Source organism: Arsenicibacter rosenii (assembly GCF_001870735.1).
Lineage (GTDB): Bacteria > Bacteroidota > Bacteroidia > Cytophagales > Spirosomataceae > Arsenicibacter > Arsenicibacter rosenii.
Genome location: NZ_MORL01000025.1, coordinates 45,996 through 69,974 on the forward strand (window position 1 = coordinate 45,996; position 23,979 = coordinate 69,974).

Annotated in this window: 12 protein-coding genes; 10 read left to right on the forward strand and 2 right to left on the reverse strand. The window is 54.3% G+C overall.

Features of this window, described 5'->3' with window-relative positions:
• Nucleotides 1–87 precede the first annotated feature (87 nt).
• Together BLX24_RS25660 and BLX24_RS25665 are read left to right on the forward strand one after the other, a co-directional pair.
• Nucleotides 88–2,508, forward strand: a complete 2,421-nt coding sequence (locus BLX24_RS25660) for an ABC transporter permease (RefSeq protein WP_071506086.1) — start codon at nucleotides 88–90, stop codon at nucleotides 2,506–2,508.
• A gap of 109 nt (nucleotides 2,509–2,617) precedes the next feature.
• Nucleotides 2,618–4,984 (forward strand): ABC transporter permease, encoded by a 2,367-nt coding sequence (locus tag BLX24_RS25665; protein WP_071506087.1) that lies wholly within the window; start codon nucleotides 2,618–2,620, stop codon nucleotides 4,982–4,984.
• Here BLX24_RS25665 and BLX24_RS25670 read toward each other — a convergent pair whose 3' ends face one another.
• Nucleotides 4,985–5,437 carry a PDDEXK family nuclease gene (locus BLX24_RS25670; protein ID WP_071506088.1) on the reverse strand — a complete coding sequence of 151 codons (453 nt, stop codon included), beginning with the start codon at nucleotides 5,435–5,437 and terminating at the stop codon, nucleotides 4,985–4,987.
• Nucleotides 5,438–5,506: 69 nt separating this feature from the next.
• On the opposite strand from BLX24_RS25670, the gene BLX24_RS25675 reads away from it, so the two are divergent.
• The 5 genes from BLX24_RS25675 (at nucleotide 5,507) to BLX24_RS25695 (ending at nucleotide 15,325) form a co-directional block, all read left to right on the forward strand.
• Nucleotides 5,507–7,930 (forward strand): ABC transporter permease, encoded by a 2,424-nt coding sequence (locus tag BLX24_RS25675; RefSeq protein WP_071506089.1) that lies wholly within the window; start codon nucleotides 5,507–5,509, stop codon nucleotides 7,928–7,930.
• A 164-nt stretch (nucleotides 7,931–8,094) separates the two neighbouring features.
• Nucleotides 8,095–10,524: an ABC transporter permease gene (locus BLX24_RS25680; protein WP_071506090.1), complete on the forward strand. Its 2,430-nt coding sequence runs from the start codon at nucleotides 8,095–8,097 to the stop codon at nucleotides 10,522–10,524.
• A 202-nt stretch (nucleotides 10,525–10,726) separates the two neighbouring features.
• Nucleotides 10,727–13,063: a LamG-like jellyroll fold domain-containing protein gene (locus BLX24_RS25685; protein ID WP_177225924.1), complete on the forward strand. Its 2,337-nt coding sequence runs from the start codon at nucleotides 10,727–10,729 to the stop codon at nucleotides 13,061–13,063.
• Between the two features lie 12 nt (nucleotides 13,064–13,075).
• On the forward strand, nucleotides 13,076–14,302 hold the full coding sequence (locus BLX24_RS25690; RefSeq protein ID WP_071506092.1) for a hypothetical protein: 1,227 nt from the start codon (nucleotides 13,076–13,078) through the stop codon (nucleotides 14,300–14,302).
• A gap of 177 nt (nucleotides 14,303–14,479) precedes the next feature.
• Nucleotides 14,480–15,325, forward strand: coding sequence for a helix-turn-helix domain-containing protein (locus tag BLX24_RS25695; protein ID WP_071506093.1), 846 nt, complete (start codon nucleotides 14,480–14,482; stop codon nucleotides 15,323–15,325).
• An 82-nt stretch (nucleotides 15,326–15,407) separates the two neighbouring features.
• Here the strand turns inward: BLX24_RS25695 and BLX24_RS25700 are convergent, their stop codons facing one another.
• Nucleotides 15,408–18,404: an amidohydrolase family protein gene (locus tag BLX24_RS25700; RefSeq protein ID WP_071506094.1), complete on the reverse strand. Its 2,997-nt coding sequence runs from the start codon at nucleotides 18,402–18,404 to the stop codon at nucleotides 15,408–15,410.
• A 576-nt stretch (nucleotides 18,405–18,980) separates the two neighbouring features.
• Here BLX24_RS25700 and BLX24_RS33950 point away from each other — a divergent pair.
• From BLX24_RS33950 to BLX24_RS25710, 3 genes are all read left to right on the forward strand, one after another.
• A complete protein-coding gene (locus BLX24_RS33950; protein ID WP_262483005.1) occupies nucleotides 18,981–19,103 on the forward strand; it encodes a hypothetical protein in 123 nt (40 codons plus the stop codon).
• Between the two features lie 63 nt (nucleotides 19,104–19,166).
• Entirely contained in the window at nucleotides 19,167–22,406 is a 3,240-nt protein-coding gene (locus BLX24_RS25705) for a SusC/RagA family TonB-linked outer membrane protein (protein ID WP_071506095.1), read from the forward strand.
• A 10-nt stretch (nucleotides 22,407–22,416) separates the two neighbouring features.
• Complete coding sequence (locus BLX24_RS25710; RefSeq protein ID WP_071506096.1) at nucleotides 22,417–23,862, forward strand: SusD/RagB family nutrient-binding outer membrane lipoprotein; 1,446 nt, start codon at nucleotides 22,417–22,419, stop codon at nucleotides 23,860–23,862.
• Nucleotides 23,863–23,979 lie beyond the last annotated feature (117 nt).

A 23,979-nucleotide genomic window follows, 5' to 3' on the forward strand; every position in this document is an offset into this window, starting at 1 on the left:
ATACCGTTTGGTTTACATTTAACGCTATAGCTGTTTACTTTCGACGTTTTAGACAGCTACCCTGCCAGAACAGTAAACAAACGAGTCATGCTGAAGAACTATCTCAAGATCGCGGTCCGGAATCTCTGGAAAAACAAAACCTATGCCCTCATCAATGTACTGGGTATGTCGGTTGCTTTTGCCAGTTGCCTGCTGCTGTTTCTCACAGCCTACCATGAGCTTTCGTTCGACAAATTCCACGAAAACGGGAAGCAGTTGTTCATGATCTATCAGCAGATCGGTGCCAAAGACAAATCGGAAACCATGCCGGCTCCGCTGGAACCGGCCCTGCGGAAGGAGTTTCCGCAGCAAATCGCGCGGGTTTCCCGCGTTGTCGGCGGTGACAACTACATTCGGTACAACAATAAGGAAGTCGTCGAAAATGTTCAGTTTGTTGATGCCGGTTTTCTGAACATGTTCAGCTTTCCGGTACTGAACGGGCAGAAAGGTGCCGGTGCGCTCCGGAACCTGAGCAGCCTTGTTCTGACCGGAACTACGGCCAAAGCCATCTTCGGAGCGGAAAATCCGGTCGGAAAAACGGTTCAGATGAAGCAGCAGGAGCGCTGGGTGCCGTTTGTGGTGTCAGCCGTGGTTGCCGATACGCCGGAAAACTCCAGTATCCGGTTCGATGCACTGGCCCGTTTTGAGGCCGAAGCCGATTACCACCGAAACAAAGACACATGGGATAACCGCTATCACAGCACCTATCTACAGTTAATTCCTTCCGTGACGCAAGCTTCGGTCGAAGAACAGCTCCGTGGCTTTGTCAAAAAATATTATGCCGGTAACGTCAAAAACCTGAAACGCGACGGTGGTCAGCCCGACGAAAAAGGCGACCTGCTCAGCCTGCGTCTGCTGCCCTATGAGGAAATGCACTTCGCTACAGACCTTGGTGGCGGTAGTGTCATGGCGATCAAAAAATCGTATCCGTACCTGCTGCTGATCGTGGCGGGCTTTATTGTCTTAATCGCTTGTATCAACTTCGTCAACCTGTCGACGGCGCGTTCGCTTAGCCGCGCCCGTGAGGTGGGCATGCGTAAGGCGCTGGGCGCTATCAAAAGCCAGCTGATTATCCAGTTCTGGGGCGAAGCGCTGATTCTGTGCCTGATTGCCCTGTCAATCGGCAGTATACTAGCCTGGTCGCTGCTGCCGGAGCTGAAAAGCATTTTCAAAAGCGCTACCTCCATCGAGTACCTGAAACAGCCGGTGATTCTGGTTAGCCTGTTGCTGGGTTTTCTGTTCATTACCCTCATTGCCGGGGGCTATCCGGCCTGGTTTATCACTCGTTTCAGTACGGTGAAAGTCCTGAAAGGTTCACTGTCGATCGGGAGGGCGGGCTCACTGCGGAATGTGCTCCTGATTGTTCAGTTCGGCATTGCTACCCTGCTGATGATTTGTACGCTGGTTGCCTGGCAACAGATGACCTTCCTGCAAAACATGCCGCTGGGCTTCAACGAAGACCAGGTCATCAGTATTCCGGTCAATGGCGGGGTCAACGGTCGTCAGGCTCTGAAACTCTTCCGCGACCGGGTGGCGCAGGAGCCGAATGTCCTGAGTGTAACGGGAGCCTATAAAAACTTCGGTCGTGGCCGCGATGGCTCCACCTTTACATCCATTGTGGGCTTTGAGCACAAAAACCGCGAGGTAAAAACACACTGGCAGATCGTTGATTACGACTATCTGAAAACGCTGGATATCAAACTGATTGCCGGCCGCGACTTTTCACCGCAGTTTGCTACCGACTCCGTCGAAAGCATCATCATCAACGAAGAAATGGCGAAGCAGCTGAACGAGAAAAATCCGGTCGGCACGCTGCTGAACGTCAATCCCGGTCAGCCGATGCGCGTCATTGGTGTGGTCAAAAACTACCACCACGAAAGCCTGAAACGCACGATCCAGCCCAATTCCCTGATTCTGGACCCGAAAACGCCGCTGTTCTACATTCTGGTCAAAGTAGCGCCCGACCACGTACCGGCAACCATGGCCATGCTGGAACGCATCTGGAAAGAAATTTCGCCCAAAGGCGAGTTTCAGGGCAGTTTCCTCGACGAAAACACCAACCGGCAGTACCAGAACGAAAAGCGCCTGTCGCAGCTGTTTATCAGCGCCGCCGTGCTGGCGATTCTGCTGTCGTGTATGGGTCTGTTTGCGATTGCGGTCATGGTGATGGCCCAGCGTACCAAGGAAGTCGGCGTCCGGAAAGTACTGGGAGCCTCGGTGAGCAGCATCGTCCTGCTCTTGTCGAAAGACTTCCTGAAGCTGGTCATTACCGGTATTGTCATTGCTTCACCGATTGCATGGTACGCCATGAACCAGTGGTTGCAGGATTACGCCTATAAAATCACGATTGAGTGGTGGGTGTTTGCCGTAGCTGCCCTGGCCGCCATCCTGATTGCCTTCATCACGGTCTCTTTCCAATCCATCAAAGCCGCCCTCACCAACCCGGTAAGGTCACTAAAGAGTGAATGAGTGATTGAGCGATTGAGTGATTTGCTGTCGCATTATGAATTGACATTCCGCTCAATCACTCATTCACACAACCGCTCAATAATTCAATCACTAAATCACTCAATTGATCATGATCCGGAACTATCTTAAAATCGCGTGGAGGAACTTGTGGAAGAACAAGATGTTTTCCTTCATCAACATCATGGGCCTCGCCCTCGGTATGACGTGCAGCCTGCTGATTACCCTCTGGGTGCAGGATGAACTGGCGATGGACCGCTTTCACAAAAACGACCAGCGGCTATACCGGGTTATGGAAAACCAGCACTATACCGGTGTGATCAATACCTATCCGTCGACGCCCGGTATTCTGGCCGATAACATCACGAAGGATATTCCGGAAATCAAAATGGCGAGCCAGATGCTGTGGGAAGAAAGCCCGCTGTTTACCGTCGGCAGCACATTTGAAAAGGAAAAAGGCCGGTATGTCCAGGGCGATTTCCTGACGATGTTTTCCTTCGGACTGGCGCAGGGCGACCCGAAAACGGCCCTCAAACGCCCCGATGGTCTGGTGATTTCGAAAAAACTGGCGGATAAATACTTCAAGGGACAAAACCCGATCGGTAAAACCATACGCATCGACAATAAAGACGATGTGATTGTGACGGGTGTACTGGCCGACATTCCGGAAGCATCATCGCTCAAATTTGACTTTCTGATGAGCTTTGACCGCTGGCTGAAAAGCAACGAGTGGGCGAAACAGTGGGGTAACAACGGGCCGCGCTGCTACGTTCTCCTGGCCGAAAACACATCCATCGACAAGGTGAACGCGAAGATTAAAAACTACATCAAAACCAAAAACAAGGACAGCAACGTTGAGCTGTTCCTGCAGAATTACGGCGAATCATACCTCTACGGCAAATGGGAATCCGGCATCCAGAGTGGCGGCCGCATCGAGTACGTACGCATCTTTTCGATTGTCGCCATCTTCATTCTGGTCATTGCCTGCATCAATTTTATGAACCTGGCGACCGCCCGTTCGGTGAAACGGGCCAAGGAAGTGGGTATCCGGAAAGTGGTGGGCGCTTACCGCAACAGCCTCATCGGGCAGTTTATCGGGGAGTCGGTCCTGATCGCGTTTCTGGCGCTCTTTTTCTCCGTAATGCTGGTACTGATATTACTGCCGACCTTTAATACACTGACCGAAAAGCACTTATCGTTCAACATTACCAATCCGTTGCTGCCGGCGCTGCTCATTGGCCTTACCCTGCTGACCGGCCTGTTGTCGGGCAGCTATCCGGCCCTGTTTATGTCGTCGCTCAACCCGATCATTGTCCTGAAAGGCGCGCTGAAGTTTAAGCCAAGTGCTACCCTGTTCCGTAAAGGGCTGGTCGTGTTCCAGTTCGGCCTGTCGATTATGCTGATTCTGGGGATGATCGTGATTTACCGGCAGCTGAACTTTATTCAGACCAAAAACCTCGGATACGACCGCGATAACCTGCTGTATATGCCCCTCGAAGGCGATCTGCAAAAGAACTTTGCCACGTTCCGGCAGGAGCTGAGCAAAGAGCCGGGCATCCGTGGCGTTACCTGTTCGCAGTCGGATCCGCTCGAAGTCGGCAGCTCAACCATGGGCGTTACGTGGCCGGGCAAGGATACAACCCAGCAAATTCTGTTTTCCCAGAACGCGGTTTCTTACGAATACATCAAGACCATGCAGATCAAACTGCTTGGCGGCCGCGAGTTCAGTCCTGAATATGGCGTAGATACCAGCAACTACATTATCAACGAATCGACGGCGAAGAAAATGGGCTACCAGACGCCCGAAAAAGCCGTTGGAAAGCAAATGACGATGTGGGACAAAAAAGGGACGATTATCGGGGTCATGAAGAATTTCCATTACAATTCGCTGCACGAAAACATTGAGCCGCTGATTCTGCGCCTGCAACCGAAACAGGAGAACTGGGGCAATGTGCTGGTACGGGCCGAAGCCGGGAAAACCCGCGAGGCACTGGCCAGCATGGAAAAGGTATTTAAGCAGTTTAACCCGAATTTCCCGTTCAAATACTATTTTACCGATCAGGAGTTTGCCAACAGCTACAAGGCCGAAAACACGGTCAGCAAACTGTCGAACTACTTTGCATTCCTGGCCATTTTCATCAGTTGCCTGGGCCTCTTCGGGCTGGCCGCCTTCACCGCCGAACAGCGGACCAAGGAGATCGGTGTCCGGAAAGTACTGGGGGCTTCGGTACCGAATCTGGTCGGTATGCTGTCGAAAGATTTTGTAAAACTGGTCCTGATTGCGGCGGTCATTTCCTTTCCGATTGCGTGGTATTTCCTGTCGGGCTGGCTCGAAAAGTTTGCCTACCGCATTGATTTTGAGTGGTGGTTCTTTGTGGCAGCGGCGATTATCGCCCTGGCCATTGCGCTGCTGACGGTGAGCTACCAGGCCATCAAAGCCGCGCTGATTGATCCGGTAAAGTCGCTGAAATCGGAGTAATCAGTGCAGGAATCCGCTCAGATCCAGCTGTAACAAGTCAGAAAAAGCGGATTCGGTAACGAGCCCGCCATCGCCTTTGCGGTAGCGGAGCCAACGGCCGGTTTTGTAATTAAACACAAAACCTTCCTGAATGCCGTAATCCTGTTCGTCGATCAGCCGGATTACTTTCAGGACATCGTTGCGCTCACCGTTGGTCTGGCAGATTTCGATGATGATACGGGTTTGTTCGGCTTCGTGATCATAGAGCAACAGGTCGGGGACCGGATTACCGTATCCTTCGGCCAGCATAGTCTCAGGCAGCGGTTCATACGGGATGGTTCTCGTTTTGTAATAAAGGATGCCCAGTTCAACATGCAGCCGTGAAATAACCTGCTGGTGTCGTAAGGGAGCATTTACGCCCATATCGTCTTCGTTGACGACTGATTTGTACGACGGAATATCTGGGTAAGTCATTGGTAGAACAGAATTAAGTGGTATTTATAAAAAGCGGTTCAGACATTGTAAGACGCAGCCATCAACATCATGTTTCTAAATTACATAAAAATTGCGTGGCGGAACCTGATCCGGAACCGTACGTTTTCGGCCATTAACATTGTCGGGCTGGCCATCGGGCTGGCAACCTGTCTGCTTATCAGCCTGTACGTACTCGATGAACTGAGCTACGACCGGTTCCACGCCAAAGCGGACCGCATCGTGCGGGTTATTTTCAGGGGCAGTTCGGCCGGTGGCCGCATCAACGAATCAACCGTGATGCCACCGGTGGCCCAAACCCTGCACCGCGATTATCCCGAAGTTCTCGAAGCCACCCGCCTGCGCGATGCCGGCTCGCCGCTGATCAGTTACGGCAACAAGACCTTCAAAGAGTCGTCCATTGCCTTTGTCGATTCGAACTTTACGCAGGTCTTTACCCTGCCCTTCGTCGAAGGCGATCCGAAAACGGCACTGACGCAACCCAATACCGCCGTTATCAGCGAGAGCATGGCACGGAAGTATTTCGGCAATGCCAGTCCCATGGGCAACATGCTGACGCTCAAAAGCTGGAACACAACCGTTAAAATCACCGGTGTGATGAAAGATATCCCGGCCAACTCGCACTTCCACAAAGATATGCTGATGGCGATGGCCGGCAACCAGGAAGCGAAATCGCCCTCGTGGATGATGTCGGAGTACTATACGTATCTGGTGCTGCCCGACGGGTATGACTACAAACAGCTGGAAGCCAAACTGCCGCAGGTTATCGGGAAATACATCGGTCCGCAGCTTCAGCAAGGCATGGGGATGAGCCTTGCCGAGTTCCGCCGGAAAGGCAACGACATCGGCCTTTACCTGCAACCCCTGACTGATATTCACCTGCATTCTGATTTTGCCTTCGATCTGTCGCCTCCGGGCAACAAGCAGTATGTGTATCTCTTCAGTGTGATCGCTCTGTTTATCCTCGTCATTGCCTGCATCAACTTCATGAACCTGTCGACGGCCGGTTCGTCCAGGCGCGCCCGTGAGGTGGGGATCCGGAAAGTACTGGGATCGGTGCGCCAAAGTCTCGCCAGCCAGTTTCTGATCGAGTCGATGCTGCTAACAGCTTTTGCGCTGGTACTGGCCTATGGGCTGGTGCTGATGGCCCTGCCTGCATTTAATGAATTTACCGGCAAAACACTGAGTATTAATCTGCTGGCCCGACCCTGGATTTTACCGGCCCTGCTGGTATTCGGCCTGTTCGTGGGTTTACTGGCAGGTAGTTACCCGGCGTTTTTCCTGTCGGCCTTCAAACCGGTTTCGGTCCTGAAGGGTGGCACGTTCAAAGCCGTTCCTAACCGGCTGAGCCTCCGCAGCGGGCTGGTGGTCTTCCAGTTTTTTATTGCCGTCACGCTCATTGCCGGTACGCTCGTCGTTTATCGCCAGCTCAGTTATATCCAGCATAAAACGCTGGGCTACACTAAAGAACAGGTACTGGTGTTGCCTGAAACATGGTTGCTGGGCGATAAGGAAGCGGCCTTCCGCGAACAGATTCTACAGGACCGGCGGATCATCAGCGCCAGCGTCTCCGGCTATGTACCGGCGGGTCCGTCCAACAACAATAACTTCTTTGTAGCGCCCGAATCGAACACCGCACAACTGGTAAAAACCCTGCGCTACGACGTTGACTATGACTACCTTTCGGTACTGGGTATGAAACTGGCCGCCGGCCGGAACTTCTCGAAGGCCTACGGTACCGATTCGTCGGGGGTAATCCTGAATGAGACGGCGGCTAAAACCTTTGGCTGGCCAACCAATGCGTTGGGCCGTCATATTACCCATACCGACAATGACGGGACACGGCGCACCTTTACCGTTATCGGGGTCGTAAAAGACTTTCACTTTAAATCACTGCACGAGGCCATTTCGCCCCTGGTTATGGTGCTGGGCAAAAATACCGGAACGATCATTCTCAAGGTAAACCCGGCAGACATCAGCGGCTTGCTGACCTCCTTACAGAAGCAATGGCAGCAATTCATGCCCGACGCGCCGTTTACCTATTCGTTTCTGGATGAGCGCTTTGCCAATACATACCGCGCCGAACAAAACACCGGTCTGATTCTGGGCCTATTCTCAGGATTAACCATTTTTATTGCCTGTCTGGGGCTATTTGGTCTGGCTATGTTTACGGCCGAACAGCGGCAAAAGGAAATCGGCGTCCGGAAAGTACTGGGGGCCTCGGTAATGAGTGTGGCTGCGCTCCTGTCGGCCGACTTCCTGAAGCTGGTTGGCATTGCCCTCGTACTGGCCATTCCGGTTGCGTGGTACGCGATGAGCGTCTGGTTGCAGGACTTCGCCTACCGCATCGAACTGGACTGGTGGCTGTTTGCCCTCTCAGGAATCGTGGCTATCATCATCGCCCTGGTCACCGTCAGTTTCCAGAGCATCAAAGCCGCCCTGGTGAATCCGATACGGTCATTAAAGAGCGAATGAGCGAAAGAGTGAATGAGCGGCCCTTGATTGTGGTGAACGAGTGACGGGCTTCCTGCCTCCCGGGCTATTCTAGACTATGTTTTCTATGTGGCTATGTGGTAAAAAAATCTTCGGTTAGCAGGGTTGATACGCCTGGCACTTTACGATTTATAACAGCAAATACCATGATTAAACGTTATTTTCTTACAGCCCTGCGCGCACTGAAGCGCAACTGGAGCTATTCGGTCATTAACGGGCTGGGCCTGACCCTTGGCCTGACCTGTTGTCTGTTGCTTTTTGTGGCCGTACGCTACGAGCTTAGCTTTGACCAGCATCATGCCAACGCCGGTAAAATTTACCGGATGCTTCAGGCAAGTAAAACCGACAACGATCAGAAACCGAATACCGGTATTCCGCATCCGGCCATCGCCGCTCTGCGCAACGATTTCCCCGAAATAAAAGACCAGGTAACCATGACCAGCCGCGTCAAAACAGCGGTAGTGACGGTCGGCGGTAAGGAGGGGAAACAGAAATTTCAGGAAACCGATGGCATCATTGCCCTGGCCGAACCCCAGTTTTTCCGCCTTTTCAGTTACGACTGGATCAGCGGCAACAAGCAAACGGCCCTGAACCGCCCCGGAACCGTCGTGCTGTCGGAACGGATCGCCCGTAAATATTTCGGGAACGCCGATCCGATGGGCAAAACCATCCGTGTCGACAACAAAATGGATTTTCTGGTAACGGGCATTGTCCATGAACAACCGGCTACGAGCAGTATTCCGTTTGAGATACTGCTGTCGTTTTCGTCGATGAAAGAATTCGGCTACACCACCAACCCCGACGACTGGCAATCGACCTACGGAGGGGCGCATGTATACATGCAGTTGCCCGATAACCTTTCACAGGCGCGTATGGAGCAGCGGCTGCTCGGGTTTGTGCAGAAATACCACAACGCCGAAGGCGTCCAGAAACTGAAATACATCCTGCAACCGCTGACGGCTATTCACTTCGACCCTAAGACGACCAACTATGCCCGCCGGAGCATCAGTATGGAAATGATCTGGGCGATGGTACTGATCGGCGGGTTTATCCTGGTGACGGCCTGCATCAATTTTATTAATCTGGCAACTGCCCAGGCCATCCGGCGCGCCAAAGAGGTCGGCGTCCGGAAAGTACTGGGCAGTACACGCGGGCAGCTGATCCGGCAGTTTCTGGGAGAAACCGGCATCCTGACCGGTATGTCAATCGGACTGGCCTTGCTGGCCGGCTGGCTGGCGCTGCCGTATGTCGGCGAACTACTGAACATGCAGCCGGAGGCCGTAACGGTGTTTAATCCGGTGGTGGCCGGTTTTCTGGTACTCATCGGGCTGTTGACTACCGTACTGGCCGGTTTCTATCCGGCGCTGGTCCTTTCGGGTTACCAACCGATTCTGGCCCTGAAAGGCCGTATCAAGGCAACCCGCACAGGCCAGTATTTCACGTTGCGCCGTGGCCTGATCATTGCTCAGTTTGCCATTTCCCAGATGCTGATCATCGGCACCATCATCGCCTATAATCAGATGCAGTTTTTCCGGTCGGCCGATCTGGGGTTCAGCCATGAGGCTGTTATCACCATACCGATTCCGCGCCACGACCCGGGTATGCTCGAAAACCTGAGTGCTAAAATCAAAGGCTTACCCGGCATAAAATCCTACACGTTTGCCATGACCACACCCTCTTCCAGCGCCAACTGGACAACCGGTTTCCGGTTTGAAAATGACAATAAAGAGCCGGATTACGGCGTTCTGATGCGCCCCGCCGACACGGCCTACGTCCATACGTACGGGCTGAAGCTGCTGGCGGGCCGTATGTTCCTGCCCGCCGACAGCATGCGTGAGTTTGTGATTAACGAAGCGTTTATGAAAAAACTGGGTTTCCGCCGTCCGGAGCAGGTGATCGGCAAATACCTGCGGGTCAATGGCGAAGACATCAAAAAACCAATCGTTGGTGTCGTAAAGGATTTTAATACATTCTCGCTGCATGAACAAACTCCGCCAACGGTACTGGCTTCGTTCCGTGATCAGTATGGCTCACTGGGCATAAAGCTGTCGACACGCGAAGGGGGTGCCGATGCCCTGCACAGCCTGTTATCCGAGGTCGAAACGGCCTGGTCGGCGGTTTATCCGGAGTTTGTGTTCCGGTATGAGTTTCTGGACGATTCACTGGCCAAATTCTACAAAAATGAACAGCAGTTCTATGCACTCTTCCGCTTACTGGCCGGCATTGCCTTGTTCATCGGCTGTTTAGGGTTGTATGGGGTCGTGGCGTTTATGGCCGAATCACGGACGAAGGAAGTGGGCATCCGGAAAGTACTGGGTGCAACCTCCGCTCATATTGTCGGGCTGTTTTCAATTGACTTTGTCAAACTCGTTCTGATCGCCCTGGTTATTGCCTCACCGGTTGCCTGGTATGTCATGGACAGATGGCTGCAGGACTTTGCCTATAAGATAGCCATTCAGTGGTGGATGTTTGCCATCGCCGGGCTGCTGACCGTCCTCATCGCCTTGCTGACGGTTAGTTTCCAGAGCATCAAAGCGGCCATGATCAATCCGGTTAAATCGTTGAAGAGCGAATAGTTTTTTTGTAAAAACACACAATAAGGGCCTGTTACCGCTAAAAAACTACCCGTTTGGGTAGGGAAATACCGGTAGCAGGCCTATACTTTTGTCGGTTACCATAGCATCAAATTTTCCCGCAGGGAACATGTATCGTAACCGACTTTTCCGACTTACCGATCAGGCAGTCCGGCCTGGTAACCTCGTACGGAAGACATATCCTGTGTGTCTTCTGTTATTCTTTTTCAGCTTACTCCTCACCCGCGCGCTGGCCCAATCTACCGTCCGGAATGCCAAAACACCGGGCACCGGCCTGCGCTTATCCGGCGCAGCCGATAATTATCTGACCCTGCTCAACAGCGAAGCGCTGGAGGCCGGCAAGACCTTTACCCTGGAAGCGTGGGTGAAGGCCGACGACTGGAAAAACACCCATTTTGCCAGTACCTTATTCTGTACGGAAGACCCCGAAACCAACCACGGTTTTGTGGTGCGGGCAGGTGGCAACCGCCCCAACGCCTACCCGACACTGGCCCTCAGCACCTCCGAACGTGAGATAAAAGTACGCGGCCCGCAAACCATGACTGCCGGCCGCTGGTACCACATAGCCGCCGTTGTAAACCACCAGCAGGTGTCCCTGTATGTCGACGGACAACTGGCCGGCCAACGCACAATAGCTTCCGCCTATATTCCTTCCGGAAAACAAATCCGCGTCGGCGGAGCCTATTATGACAACCGTGGCCTTACCGGCCTGATTGATGACGTCCGGATCTGGAACCGCAGCCGCACAGCCGCCGAAATCCTCCGCGACCGGGGGATTACGCTGAAAGGAAACGAAGCCGGCCTGGTTGCCTGGTTCCCGTTTGACGGCACAGGCTCTGAGGTGCTGAAGAACAAGGCCAAATCGGCCATCACGGCCGAATATGCCGGTTCGGGCGAACCGGCAACCGGTCCGGGTTTTACCCTGGCCACACAAGACGCCGGCGTCGGGCAGATCGAAGGTCCGGATGTGTTTACGGCCCGCCGTGGTCCCGGCCGGATTCAGGTACTGGTCAGCAATCACGGACAGACGACGCTTACGCAGATCCCGCTGGCCTATGCCGTCAATGATCAGGTTGTCCTGCGCGACACCCTGACCCGGACACTGGCACCGGGTGAATCGTTCCTTCACAAAACTACTGTTCCTGTCAACTGCGCCCCTAAAGCTGTCAGCCAGCTAACGGTTTATACGACGCTACCAGGCGACGGGTTGGCAGCCAACGACACTGCCCGTGCGCTGTACCGTGCCACAGATTCGGGCAAGGGCCGTCAGACGGTGGTGGTCTTCGACAGTATACTACACAATTATGACCGGTACGGAAATCCGGCCAACACCCAGTACCACACCCGACAGGTGGTATTGCCACAGGATAATGCCCGGTTCAGCCACATTTATATGTACGTTACCCTTACCTGTCCGGCAGGCGGCTGCGGCGCAGAGGATGCGATAGGCCGCATTTCGCTGGTTAAACACGGGAAATGGAATGAAATCGGGCGGTTCATTACGCCCTACGGGGTTGCTTGCGGACCGTGGACCATCGACGTAACCGATTTTAAGAGCGAACTCACCGGCAACTGTATGCTTCAATCCTATATCGAAGCGTGGTGGCTGAAAGGCTGGAACCTGTCCGTTGCCCTCGAATTTATCGAAGGCGAAGCCAATCCGCTGCCCTATCAAAAGGTTACCCCGCTCTGGCAGTACGACTACTTTGTCTACGGTGACCCGACCTATTGCCAGCAACTGACTCCGTTTACCTATCAGGCCAGTACGAAGGCACGGCAGCTTACTTTCCGGCAAACCATCACCGGCCACGGGCAGGGCAACACAGACAATGGAGCAGAATTCTCCCCAAAAACGCACCAGCTGGTCCTGAAACAGCAGGGAGCGGCTGACAGCCTGGCGTTCAAACACATACTCTGGAAAACAGACTGCGCTCAAAACCCATGTTCGGGGCAGAAAGGCTCCTTTACCTATAGCCGCGCAGGCTGGTGTCCGGGGCAGGATGTCCGGCCGTGGACGGCTACGATTCCCATCCGGCAGGCCGGTAAGCAAGGCAGCATCTCCCCAACAACGCCGGTCACTGTAGCGTACCGGCTACAGCCGTATCTGAACCTGAAAAACAAAGGCTACGACGACAACAGGCATATTGAGCCGAGTTACGCCATCTATGGGTACCTGATCGAAAAAAGCGACTCGCTGGCGGGTTTTCTAACCTACCATAACGTGACCTGCGAGTCAGTGAAGCTCCTCAACGGGCAGCTACAGGTAACGGTCAGCAATACCGGCACCGAACCCGTTACCAACCTGACCATCTACAGCTATGCCGACGGGGTCAGAACGGGTCTTGACACCAGACAGATGGTACTGAAACCCAACAGCCGTCAGACACTGGTCTTAGCACAAAAATTTTCCGGCAAACAACCCCGCGCAATCGCTGTAGTGGTCAACGCTCCGCACGATGACAATGGCAACGACGATGTGGCAACCCTTCTCAACGCAGCAACTGTTGAGCGTACTAATTAAAATCAATTAACTATGAAACAACTGATTACTATCTTAGGCATCCTCGGCCTCACCGGCGCAGCAGCCTTCGGGCAGCAGCCTCTGGACATCACCTGCCCACAGTCGGCCACAACTACATTCAACTCGGTAAATTCGGGTGATATTCCGTCCGATTTTGTACCGCCGGCTACGAACTGCCAACGAATTTTCACGCTAACCAATGCCATTGCCGGTGGCGGTTCCGGCAATTATGCTTACACAACCTCCTTTGCAGGTGGTAGCCCGGCACCGGCTTTTCTGCCAACCAGTACCACCGGCAACAGCGGCCAGTATTTTGCCTTCGCGCCCGGGCAAACGGTGGTGACGGTAACCGTTACTGACAAGAATACACAGGTTACAAAAGCCTGCTCGTTTACAGTACAGGTTAACGATGACGCCGCTCCGGTAATTAATAGCCAGACACCTCAGCAGTTTGCTGCCAAAGCGACAACAACGATGCCTGATCTTCGCAATCAGGTAATGGTCGATGAAGACTGTAACTACACCGTATCGCAGTTTCCGGCACCAGGCAGCCCGGTTTCCGGCACATCGGTTAGCCTGACCTTTGTCGCCACGGATGCCTATGCCAACGCCAGCGCTCCTTACGCGGCTACTTTGGTTTTCCCGGGATCCACCCCATTGGATGGTATACAGATCAGTGCAACCGGCGGGTGTGCTACGGATGGCAAAATTACCGTTTCGCTGACCGAGCTACCCGATCCTCAATCAGTAAGTATCGGCATGCTCACGCTGAGTTATACGATTGATAACGGACCAATCCAGACAGAACCCATCCTGCTCAGCAATCCGACAGCGACGTTCCAGACAAATGGCGGCCTGACAGCCGGGACCCATACCATTTCGTTTATCGGGGTTAGCCCGGACCTGACGACGGTGTTTTTACTGAACCAGTCCGCTTCCGTCTACATTGGTACCCCTACACCATCTATCTCAAACCTGATTTCGGTAAACCCGGGCAATACCGGCATCTGTGGGACAACTATTCAGGGCCAGGCAGTCGGCAATTCGTTTATATTCAGAGGGCCGAACGGCTACGTGTTCAGCAATGTGTTCCGTAATGCCGGAACATTCAATGTTTTCGCCAACACCCTGAAAGAACCGGGGCAATACACGTTGACGGTCACGTTCCCGGCCAACAACTGCGGAACGGCAACAACGGCCACCCAGACCATTACCATCAACGGGACAAAGTGCGAATAATGTTTAGTTGTTCTGGTTGCTGAGTTGCTGGTTGTTGCTGATGGTTGTTGCTGGTTCTGAGTTATTTGCTCTACCGGACACCGGCAACCAGGCTACATACCAGCAACAACCAGTAACCATCCCTCTGACGTTTTTTTTCGTATATTAGGCTTGCTACGGTTCCTAAACAGCAAGGCTATGATTTATGAGTATCGTCTGCCCTCTCCTGCCCTGCGCGGGTATGTCAGGCTTTTGCAGCTGATTCACCTTGATTTTTCAAAGGCGGCGGTGGTACCGTTTAAGCCGTATTGGCCCCGCCCCGATAATTGCCTGGCTTTCTATCCGCGCGACCTCGAAACGGTCGAGTATGTAAACAGCGGCCTGAAACAGGCGAAGCCCCGCTCAGCCCTGATCGGGCAACCAACGATTGTGACCAACCGCTATGTCGGACGCGATTTCTTTGTTTTTCAGGTAGTCTTTCAGCCCGGTGCGCTTTACCGGCTCACGGGCCTGCCCTCGTCTGAACTCACCAATACCTTTGTCGATGCAGAAGCTGTCTTTTCGGGCGAAATCCGGCAGGTTAACGAGCGGCTCAGCAGCACCGGCGACTACGAAGACATGGTCCGCATTGTAGAAGATTTCCTGCATTTTCTGATACGCCGGTCGCGCCGGGATAGCCTGCCCATCGATAAGGTAAGTCAACTGATGCTCAACAGCCACTCCGTTACCTCCCCGCTGATGCGGTCGATGGAATGGCTGGCCAGTGAGGCCTGCCTGAGCACCAAGCAGTTTTACCGGAAAAGTGTCGAGCGGCTGGGTATCGGGCCGAAGTTGTTCGACCGGATTGTCCGGTTCGACCAGGCCATTAAACTCCGGAACGCTACGCCCGGCCGGGACTGGCTGAGTATCGCTTTGGAAGCCAACTACTACGATCAAAAGCATCTCGTCCGCGACTTCCGTGAATTTACGACCCTGACACCCACACAGTTCGCCCAACAGGAAAGCAAAGCCCCCGAACGAACATTCGGCATCGCCGAGAAATAGCGTAAGAAGGTTGCTGCATTGCACATGCCACACCCATCCAATATCCAGCATCCAGCACCCAGCACCCAGCATCCAACACCCGTCAAGGCTTTTTCAGCAACTCGTCAATCAGTAAGACTTCGCCGTTTTTCAGGACAACGGATACGTTCCAGGCATCTTTGATCTTAGTGAGCGGATCGCCGTTGACAATAACCAGATCGGCAAGTTTACCAGGCTCGACCGAACCCAGATCCTTACTCACCCCTACGGTCTCGGCCGCCCACAACGTCGCCGAACGCAGCGCTTCATAGGGCGACAGGCCCGCGCCGACAAAGGATTGCAGCTCGGTATGCAGGCTGGTTCCGTAGGGAACAAACGGACTATCGGTACCCGTCGTCACATGCGCACCGGCCGCAATCAGGGCCTTTACCGATGCCTGGATGTTGCCGAAATTAGAGATGTAGCCCGGGTTTATTTTCGAGATCTGAGCAGCACTTACCTGCAAACCGTTCAGGTAGCTTTCGGGATAAAATGCCTTAAACTGCCGGTTTTCGTAAAAACCAGGGTCCTGCCCGGCCATCACGTAAAACCCGCCCTGCAACGAAGCCGTCGGTGTGATATTCATCCCCGATTTTGCCAGCAGTTGAATCACGTCCTGATAGGTTTTGTTCATCGCCGTAATCTTGGGCGAATACCCGCGCCGGCTCGTTCCGCCGATGTGCTCCACGGCATCTACCTCATAACTCATGGCCGGATAAATCTCATGCGAGGATACCGGCAGGCCGTGGCTGTGGGCAAAGGCCGTGATACGCTGCTGAATCGGGTCGGGCATCCGGACGTAGGTTTTAATCATGTCGAAACCCAGCCGGACCGACCGGTTCAGTTCAAGCTCCAGCTGGGCACCCGACGTAATCGGGATGGCGAGGCCGTAATAAATCCGGGTGCCATCAGTAAGCCCGCCCGTAAAAAACTGCCTCGGGCCTTTCCGCCGGCCACTTGCCCAGGCTTCCTTGCGCTCCAGGGCATCGTAGGGATCGGCTCCCGGTTCCCGGACCGACGTAATGCCGTAGGCCAGCCACAAACGCCCCTGCTGCTCGCCGCACATGGCGCTCTGGTGGGTGTGCATCTCAAACAAGCCGGGAATTACCGTTTGCGCCGATGCATCAATCAGCCTGCCGGTACGGTTTGGCTGATGGGGTTCAATCGCTTTAATACGGTTCCCGTCAATAATGATATCGACGTTTTTCCGGTATGTGGCCGATTTGCCGTCAAACAGCTGGCCGGCATGAATCACCACCTGCCCCGAGGGCTTTTTTATCTGCCACGTAAACCGGCAGGGAATGGCGTCAATATGGCCGTCGCTCAGATAAACCTGTTTCAGCGTATCGGTAGCCAGAAAAACAATCCGCTGCGAGTCGCCGGTCCAGCTGGGTGAGTCGGCCAGTTCATTCGTCAGGCGGCGCGGCGGCCCGATTGGATTGCCGAGGGCATCGACCGGGCTTGTCCAGAGCAAACCGTCCAGAATGTAAGCCAGTTGGTGGCCATCAGGCGACCAGACCGGCCCGTTTTTGCCGCGTGTACCCAATGTCCGGCCGGCTACCGGCGACATGTGCCGGTCGGCCGACCCATCGCCGGTGCGGTCTGTTGAGATCAGCAATACCTCACTAATGCCTTCGCGGTAACGCGAAGAATACACATCGAGCGCCGAAACGGCAATGGTTTTTCCGTCGGGCGACCAGGTCGGCTGGCTGGGCACAAACACCGGTTCGTGGTATTTATCGACCTTGCCGGTGCTGACCTCCACAATCTGGAGTGTCCCCCGCCCCCAGACGTTACGGGCATCGCCCTGATAAAACGCAATCCGTTTCCCGTCCGGCGACCAGGCCGGCAAGTTAATGTCATCGGGTAAATCGACCAACCGTTGCTCCTGTCCGGTCTGCAAATCCTTCACCCAGAGGTCCATGTTCCCCTGCCGGTCCGACGTAAAAGCCAGTTTCTGTCCATCGGGCGACCAGGCCGGATCGGCGTCGAGGTATACATCATTCGTGATGGCCTTAGGCTGCCCGTTTCCTTTCGTGAGTATCCACAGGTCACCCACCGCCGCAAAAGCGATTTTCAGGCCGTCGGGCGAAACCACCGGCCCGCGAATCCCTTTAACCGGCAACGACGTTGTCTGATCAAAGTCGTAGCGTTTGCGTTCGTAGCTGCGTTTGGCGAGTGTCACCGTTGCCGAGAACGGGATCACACTCCCCCCCTGCCCGATCCGCTGTTTTTTAATCCGGCCGTCGGCGGTATAGAGGTATTCGGTGGCCGACAGCCAGCTCAGCCGGAAGGGAAACACATCTTCGGCGGCCGGCGTCAGGACCTGTGTTTTTCCGGCCAGGTCGGTCACTGCCAGCCCGCTCTGGGTTTTGTTGACAAGGTTATAATAAATCTGTGTACCGTCTGCGCTCCAGGTCGGGGCTGCCAGTTTAGCCACACTACCCGCTACCAGTCTTTCGGCTCCGGCCGGATCGAGGCGGTAAATACCGGGGGTCTCTGTCCGCTCGGAGACGTACGTGATCTGCGTCCCGTCGGGCGAAATGGCGGGATTGTAGTCGTTGGCCTGATGTTGGGTCAACTGCGTTAGTGCCCCCGTCTCGACGGTGAGCTGCCAGATGTCGTAGTTGCCACTGCGGTCCGACGAAAATACCATGCGTTTGCCATCGGGCGACCAGTGTGGTTCGCGGTCGTCGTAAATCCCGAATGTCAGCTGCTTTTTCTGTTTACCATCCCGGCTGACCATCCAGAGATGATAAGTCCCGTCCCAGAAAGCATGAAATGCCACCCACCGGCCATCGGGCGACCAGGTCGGTTGCCGGCAGTCGCCGAGAGCGTCGGTAATGGGGCGGGCGGCACCGCCCGTTGCCGGCACCAGCCAGATGGTACCCTGCAGGTCGAGGGCGATGGTTTGCTTATCGGGCGACAAGGCGATGGCCATGTTCGTCCCTTCAGTAACAGTAATTTTCAGTGAGTCTTTGACGGTAGCCTGAAGCGGAGCAGATATCGAAACGAAAAGGAGGCACAGGCAGCCCCACCAGCCAAAACGATTGGAGTCCATAGGTATCATTTTATTGATGAAAGTAAACGCCGGAAGGGATACTCAAAGGTAGAGACATCCCTGAATATTACAAATAGTCCGGCCACTGTAAAAGCAAGGTTTCGCCAATATTCATTTTCCGGATTAGTGCATCCGGCATACCATATTTCAGATTATGACTATTCTCCCAAACGTTTGCCTGTCAATATGGATTTTGACCCACCTTCATGTGTGGTGCATTCATTGATTAAGTTCACGTAAATTTTACACGTTTCATTTTTTATTGCACAATACCCATAAAATTGCATTTTTTGCAAAATTTCCTACTCTGTTTACTTGACTTTGATGCAGGTACGGTTAATTTTGGTTCAGGATTGCGTTATCGATCCGCTCGTTTTATCATCTGCATACTGACTTCCGGCCGCACTCGAAGTTGGTATCCTGACCCGTTTTTTCTTAGTCTATTCAGCATGGCAGTTTACTGTCTGTGTGTCCGGGTCCGGCTTTCTGCGTATTTATTTTGATTAACGTATAGGATAGACGTTCCCTTCGTGGAAGGGAGGGGGCTTTGTTTATCTACAGCACAGCGATGATTGCATGAGCCGTTTCCGGGCCTATGCAAAACGATCGGGCATGCGCCTTTCCGGCACAGGCCTTTCCTGCGCGGCGAAAGACCACCTATTCATTCTGACGATTATGCCGAACCGGATTTTCCGGTAACGGGATTGCTATTGCCTTTTTGACATCTATCTGTAAGCCAGGTCTAAAATCAACCTTAATGCTATGAGGGTCGTACATTTACTTGTTGCGCTACTGCTTGTGATGACTTGTTCGGGGCCGCTGCTCGCCCAGGACCGTCTTATTAAAGGAAAAATTACCGCCGACGACGGATCGCCCATGCCTGGCGCCAATGTGGCCATTAAAGGCACGCTGATCGGCGCTTCGGCTAACGCCAGCGGAGAGTATTCACTCGCTATCCCGGCCGAACATGCCAAAGGCACCCTTGTTTTCTCGTTTATCGGAATGAAAACCGAAGAGGTACCGATCGGCAGTCAGACAACGATTACGGTAAAGCTGAAAGCCGGTGAAACGGCGCTGAATGAGGTCGTTGTCACGGCCTTAGGCTTCAAGGAAAGCCGTGACAAGCTCGGTGCCACCTCCTCAAAAATAGACACGAAAGACCTTGTCCGCTCGGGCGAAACGGGGGTTATCAACGGGATGTCGGGGAAGGCCGCCGGGGTGCTCATTACCAAATCGGCAGGCGATCCGGGAGCGGGGTCCTACATCCAGATTCGTGGCCAGAACACGATCACCGGCTCAACGCAGCCACTGGTAATCGTTGACGGTATTCCGATCAGTAATTCAACCCTCGGTGACGGGGTGGCGGGCGTCACCCAGCAATCCCGGCTCAACGACATTAACCCCGACGACATTGCCTCGATGCAGATTCTGAAAGGTGCCTCAGCAGCCGCGCTCTGGGGATCACGCGCCGCCAACGGGGTCATTGTCATTACGACAAAAAAGGGCGCTGAAGGCACTAAAATCAACGTTTCCTACGGCGCTACGGTCTCTTTTGACCGGCCTAACCGCCTGCACCCGCTACAGGCCGCCTACGGTCAGGGCTCGGCCGGTAAATACGATCCGAACGGGGCATTTACCTGGGGCGACAAAATTGCCGACCGCTCGGGGGCGGCCGATGAGGTCAATACTACCGGCGAGTTCTTCAAAGCCTATGACGGGCAGACATTCTACCCGATAATTAAGAAAAATGCAAAGGAGACCTTCATCGACGAACGGCAGGACGCGGTTTTCCGGACGGGCACGTACATCGACAACTCATTGAGTGTCAGCGGCGGCAACGATAAAGGCACGTTTTACCTCAGCCTGAGCGATCTGCGCCAGAAAGGCATCCTGCGCGGACAGAGCGATTACAACCGAAGTACGGTTCGTTTCAACACCGAACGGAAATTCAACGAGTTTATCCGGTTCTCGACTAACGCGATGTATGCCAAAACCACCTCAAACCGCGTACAGCGCAGTAACAGCATCAATGGGTTGTATATCGGTATGCTCCGGACTCCGCCCGATTTCGACAACCGGGGCTACATCGGTGATTACTACTCGTCGCCGACCGCCAGCCCGATCCCGAACCGGCAGCGGACGTTTCGCCGGTATCTGGGCAACAGCGCCAACCCGGTTTACAACGACCCGCTCTGGGCCATCAACGAGTTGACCAACTGGTCGGGCGTCGACCGCTTTATTCTGAGTTCGGAAATGGTCATCACGCCCGCCAGCTGGTTCGATCTGACCACGCGGGGCGGCATCGATAGCTACACCGACCAGCGGATTACCAATTATCCGGTGTCGTCGGCGGTAAACAACGGGTTGGGAAGCTACGAGGAAAACATGCTGAAAGAGACTGAGACCAACTTCGATGCCATCGGCAGGTTCCACAAAGACCTGATCCCGAACATCACCAGCTCGCTCGTGGTGGGCTTCAACATCAACGACCGGAAATACCTGAACATCGGCGGCACCATGAACACCTTTACCATTCCGGATGCCCCGCCAAACTTCTCGAACTCGCTGCTGGCCAACAACCAGCCTTATGTGACCCGCACCCACCGCCGAATGGCCCGGTTATACTCAACACTAGCCCTTGGCTTTTGGGATCAGGTGTTCCTGAATATGTCGCTGGCCGGTGAGGCAGGCTCAACCTTCGGCAGTGCGACCAAGTCAACCTTCTATTACCCATCGGCCGACGTAGCGTGGCAGTTTACCCAGCTTCCGCTGCTGAGCAACAGTCCGGTTCTGACCTTCGGTAAGCTGCGGGCCTCCTACGGGACGGTGGGGGTTCAGCCGGATGCCTACCAAAACACAACCACGTTTATCAACGCGTCCTATGGTAGCTGGGGCGGCCCGGCGAGCGGGGCCGGTTATGGCAACGGGGCCTTTGTCCGCAACGGCCGCCAGGGCGATCCGAACCTGAAACCCGAGCGTAAAACAGAATGGGAAGTGGGGGCCGATCTGCGGTTCTTCAACAACAAGGTTACCGCCGGTCTGACCTATTACCAGAACAAAATCGTTGACTTGCTCCTGAATGTGGCCGCTGCCGGATCGACCGGTTTTACCCAGAAATACACCAATGCCGGATCCATGGAAAACAAAGGCCTGGAGGTGGAGCTGAACGTCAATATCCTGAAAAAGAAAACCTTCGACTGGAATGTATTTGGCAACTGGAGCACCAACCAGAACAAGGTCACCAGCCTGGCCGGTACCGATATCATCACCCTGGGCGGTTTCAGCAGTACGGCCAGTACAGTAGCCAAAACGGGTTATGCGATGTCGGCTCTTTACGGCGGGGTTTACCTGCGGAATACCGACGGCACCCTGAAACTTAACGAAAACGGCTTTCCGCAGATCGCCCCGTCGTTTGGCGTAATCGGCAATCCGAACCCGCGCTGGCGGGGTGGCTTCGGTACCAATTTCTCCTACAAGGGCGTGTCGCTCAATATCCTGTTTGAAACCTTTCAGGGCGGCGATTTCTACACCGGTACCCAGGGGGTTCTGTACCACTTCGGCACCCATGCCGACGTAGGCAACGAAGTGACGCTGGCCAAAGACCTGAAAAACTACGCCGGTAAAGTCGTGACGGCGGGCACTAAGGTACGGGGCAACATCAAGGATTTCGGCGCCGGTGACGTGCTGCTCGACGAATCGTATTACACATCCATCGGCGGCGGATTCAGCACGTTGGTCGAACAGTTTATCAAGGACGGCAGCTGGACACGGTTGCGGGAAGTATCACTCGGCTACAGCCTGCGCTCGCCGAAGTTCCGGCAAAAAACACGGCTCCAGTCGGTTGACTTTACGGTAACGGGCCGCAACCCGGTTCTGTGGACCAAAATTGTTGGTGTCGATCCGGAAACAGCCCTGAACGGTTCGGGCAACTCGCGCGGGCAGGACTACTTCAACAGCCCGAATACCAAATCCCTGGTTTTCAGCATCAAAGTCAACTATTAACCGACCTGTCATGAAACGGATTTATAAAACATTGCTTATTGCCCTGACCCTGCAGGTATTGGGTTGCAAATCCATTGTCGACAACCTGAACACAGACCCCAACAACCCGACCGATGCACCGGCCAGTCTGGTATTCACGGGTGTACAGCTGGCTAACCTGGCCGTTCAGGAAGGCATGGCCAGCCGCCTGGGCACGATCTGGAGCGGCTACCTGACCGGCGCAGACCGGCAGTGGCGCGACTACTTCCTGTACAACGTGTCGGCGGGGGTTTATGACACCGACTGGAACAATGTATTTACCGGCACCCACGCAAACGCCCTCATCACCATCAGCAAGGCCAACGCCCTGGGGAACCGCAAAATGGCTGGTATTACCAAAGTATTGCAGGTAAATGCGCTCGGTACGGCTACCGAACTCTGGGGCGACATTCCGCTGTCGGAGGCGGGTAAGATTGCCGAATTTCCGAATCCCCGGTTTGAGGCACAGAAAGATGTATATACCAAACTGATTGCCATGCTCGACGAGGCCATCGGCGACTTTGACTCAGGCATCGGTACGGTGGGAGCCGAAGACATTCACTTCGCGGGCGATGCGACCAAATGGAAGCAGGTTGCCTATACGCTGAAAGCGCGGCTGCTGACCGACCAGAAACAGTACGAAGCCGCTTATACGGCGGCTCTGAGCGGCATCAGCGCCTATGCCAACTCGCTCTACGCCCCCCATGGCACCACAACCAATATCAACGAAAACCACTTCTACTCGTTTCTGACGGCCCAGCGTACGGGCGATATTTATGCCGTCGGCGCCTATAACGTCGGGCTGCTGAATCCGGCGGCGACGGCAACTTATCGCGGAAACGCCAAAACCATTGAAACGGCGCGGTTTAAGTTCTACTACCGTGAGGTGGGCGTGAATACGCCCGGCAAGATTGAGCCCAATACCTCGAGCGTATCGACGGGCAGCGGTTTCTTTGCCCGCGATGCACGGTTCCCGATGGTGACCTATCAGGAAAACATCCTGACGCTGGCCGAAATGGCCCTGCGCACCGGCAAAGGCTTTGCAACGGCACTCGATAACCTGAATAAATACCGGGCATTTATGAATGCAGGCGGCTATATCCACAGCAGTTATCTGGTGGCCGGCACCTACAAGTACGAACCCTATGTGGCCGCCGATTTTGCTGCCGGGGGTATGGAAAATCCGGACAATATACCGGCCGACAACGCGCTGTTGCGGGAAATTCTACAGGAACGCTACATTTCGTTTTATGGTCAGCATCTGGGCTGGAACGAAGACCGCCGCACCCGCAAGGAAGCCTATGGCATCAAGCTGGCCCCCAACACGGGCAGCCAGCTCCCCAACCGGTTTATCTATTCGCAGAACGAACTGAACTCCAATGCCAACAGCCCGAAACCCGTACCCGGCACGTTCGATTCCATGACGATTTATCAATAAACCGTTCTCAAACAGACTCTTTTTAACCCCTGAGCCGCAACCCGGGTTGCGGCTCTTTTTTATGCTGAATAACCTTAACTTTTTTTAACAGGCTGCCTGCCAGACGAGTATGTACAT

What these genes read in the sequence shown, in the direction of transcription:
- BLX24_RS25660 (WP_071506086.1), top strand. Translation starts at nt 88, where the DNA reads ATGCTGAAGAACTATCTCAAGATCGCGGTCCGGAATCTCTGGAAAAAC.
- BLX24_RS25665 (WP_071506087.1), top strand. Translation starts at nt 2,618, where the DNA reads ATGATCCGGAACTATCTTAAAATCGCGTGGAGGAACTTGTGGAAGAAC.
- BLX24_RS25670 (WP_071506088.1), bottom strand. Translation starts at nt 5,437, where the DNA reads ATGACTTACCCAGATATTCCGTCGTACAAATCAGTCGTCAACGAAGAC.
- BLX24_RS25675 (WP_071506089.1), top strand. Translation starts at nt 5,507, where the DNA reads ATGTTTCTAAATTACATAAAAATTGCGTGGCGGAACCTGATCCGGAAC.
- BLX24_RS25680 (WP_071506090.1), top strand. Translation starts at nt 8,095, where the DNA reads ATGATTAAACGTTATTTTCTTACAGCCCTGCGCGCACTGAAGCGCAAC.
- BLX24_RS25690 (WP_071506092.1), top strand. Translation starts at nt 13,076, where the DNA reads ATGAAACAACTGATTACTATCTTAGGCATCCTCGGCCTCACCGGCGCA.
- BLX24_RS25695 (WP_071506093.1), top strand. Translation starts at nt 14,480, where the DNA reads ATGATTTATGAGTATCGTCTGCCCTCTCCTGCCCTGCGCGGGTATGTC.
- BLX24_RS25700 (WP_071506094.1), bottom strand. Translation starts at nt 18,404, where the DNA reads ATGGACTCCAATCGTTTTGGCTGGTGGGGCTGCCTGTGCCTCCTTTTC.
- BLX24_RS33950 (WP_262483005.1), top strand. Translation starts at nt 18,981, where the DNA reads ATGAGCCGTTTCCGGGCCTATGCAAAACGATCGGGCATGCGCCTTTCC.
- BLX24_RS25705 (WP_071506095.1), top strand. Translation starts at nt 19,167, where the DNA reads ATGAGGGTCGTACATTTACTTGTTGCGCTACTGCTTGTGATGACTTGT.
- BLX24_RS25710 (WP_071506096.1), top strand. Translation starts at nt 22,417, where the DNA reads ATGAAACGGATTTATAAAACATTGCTTATTGCCCTGACCCTGCAGGTA.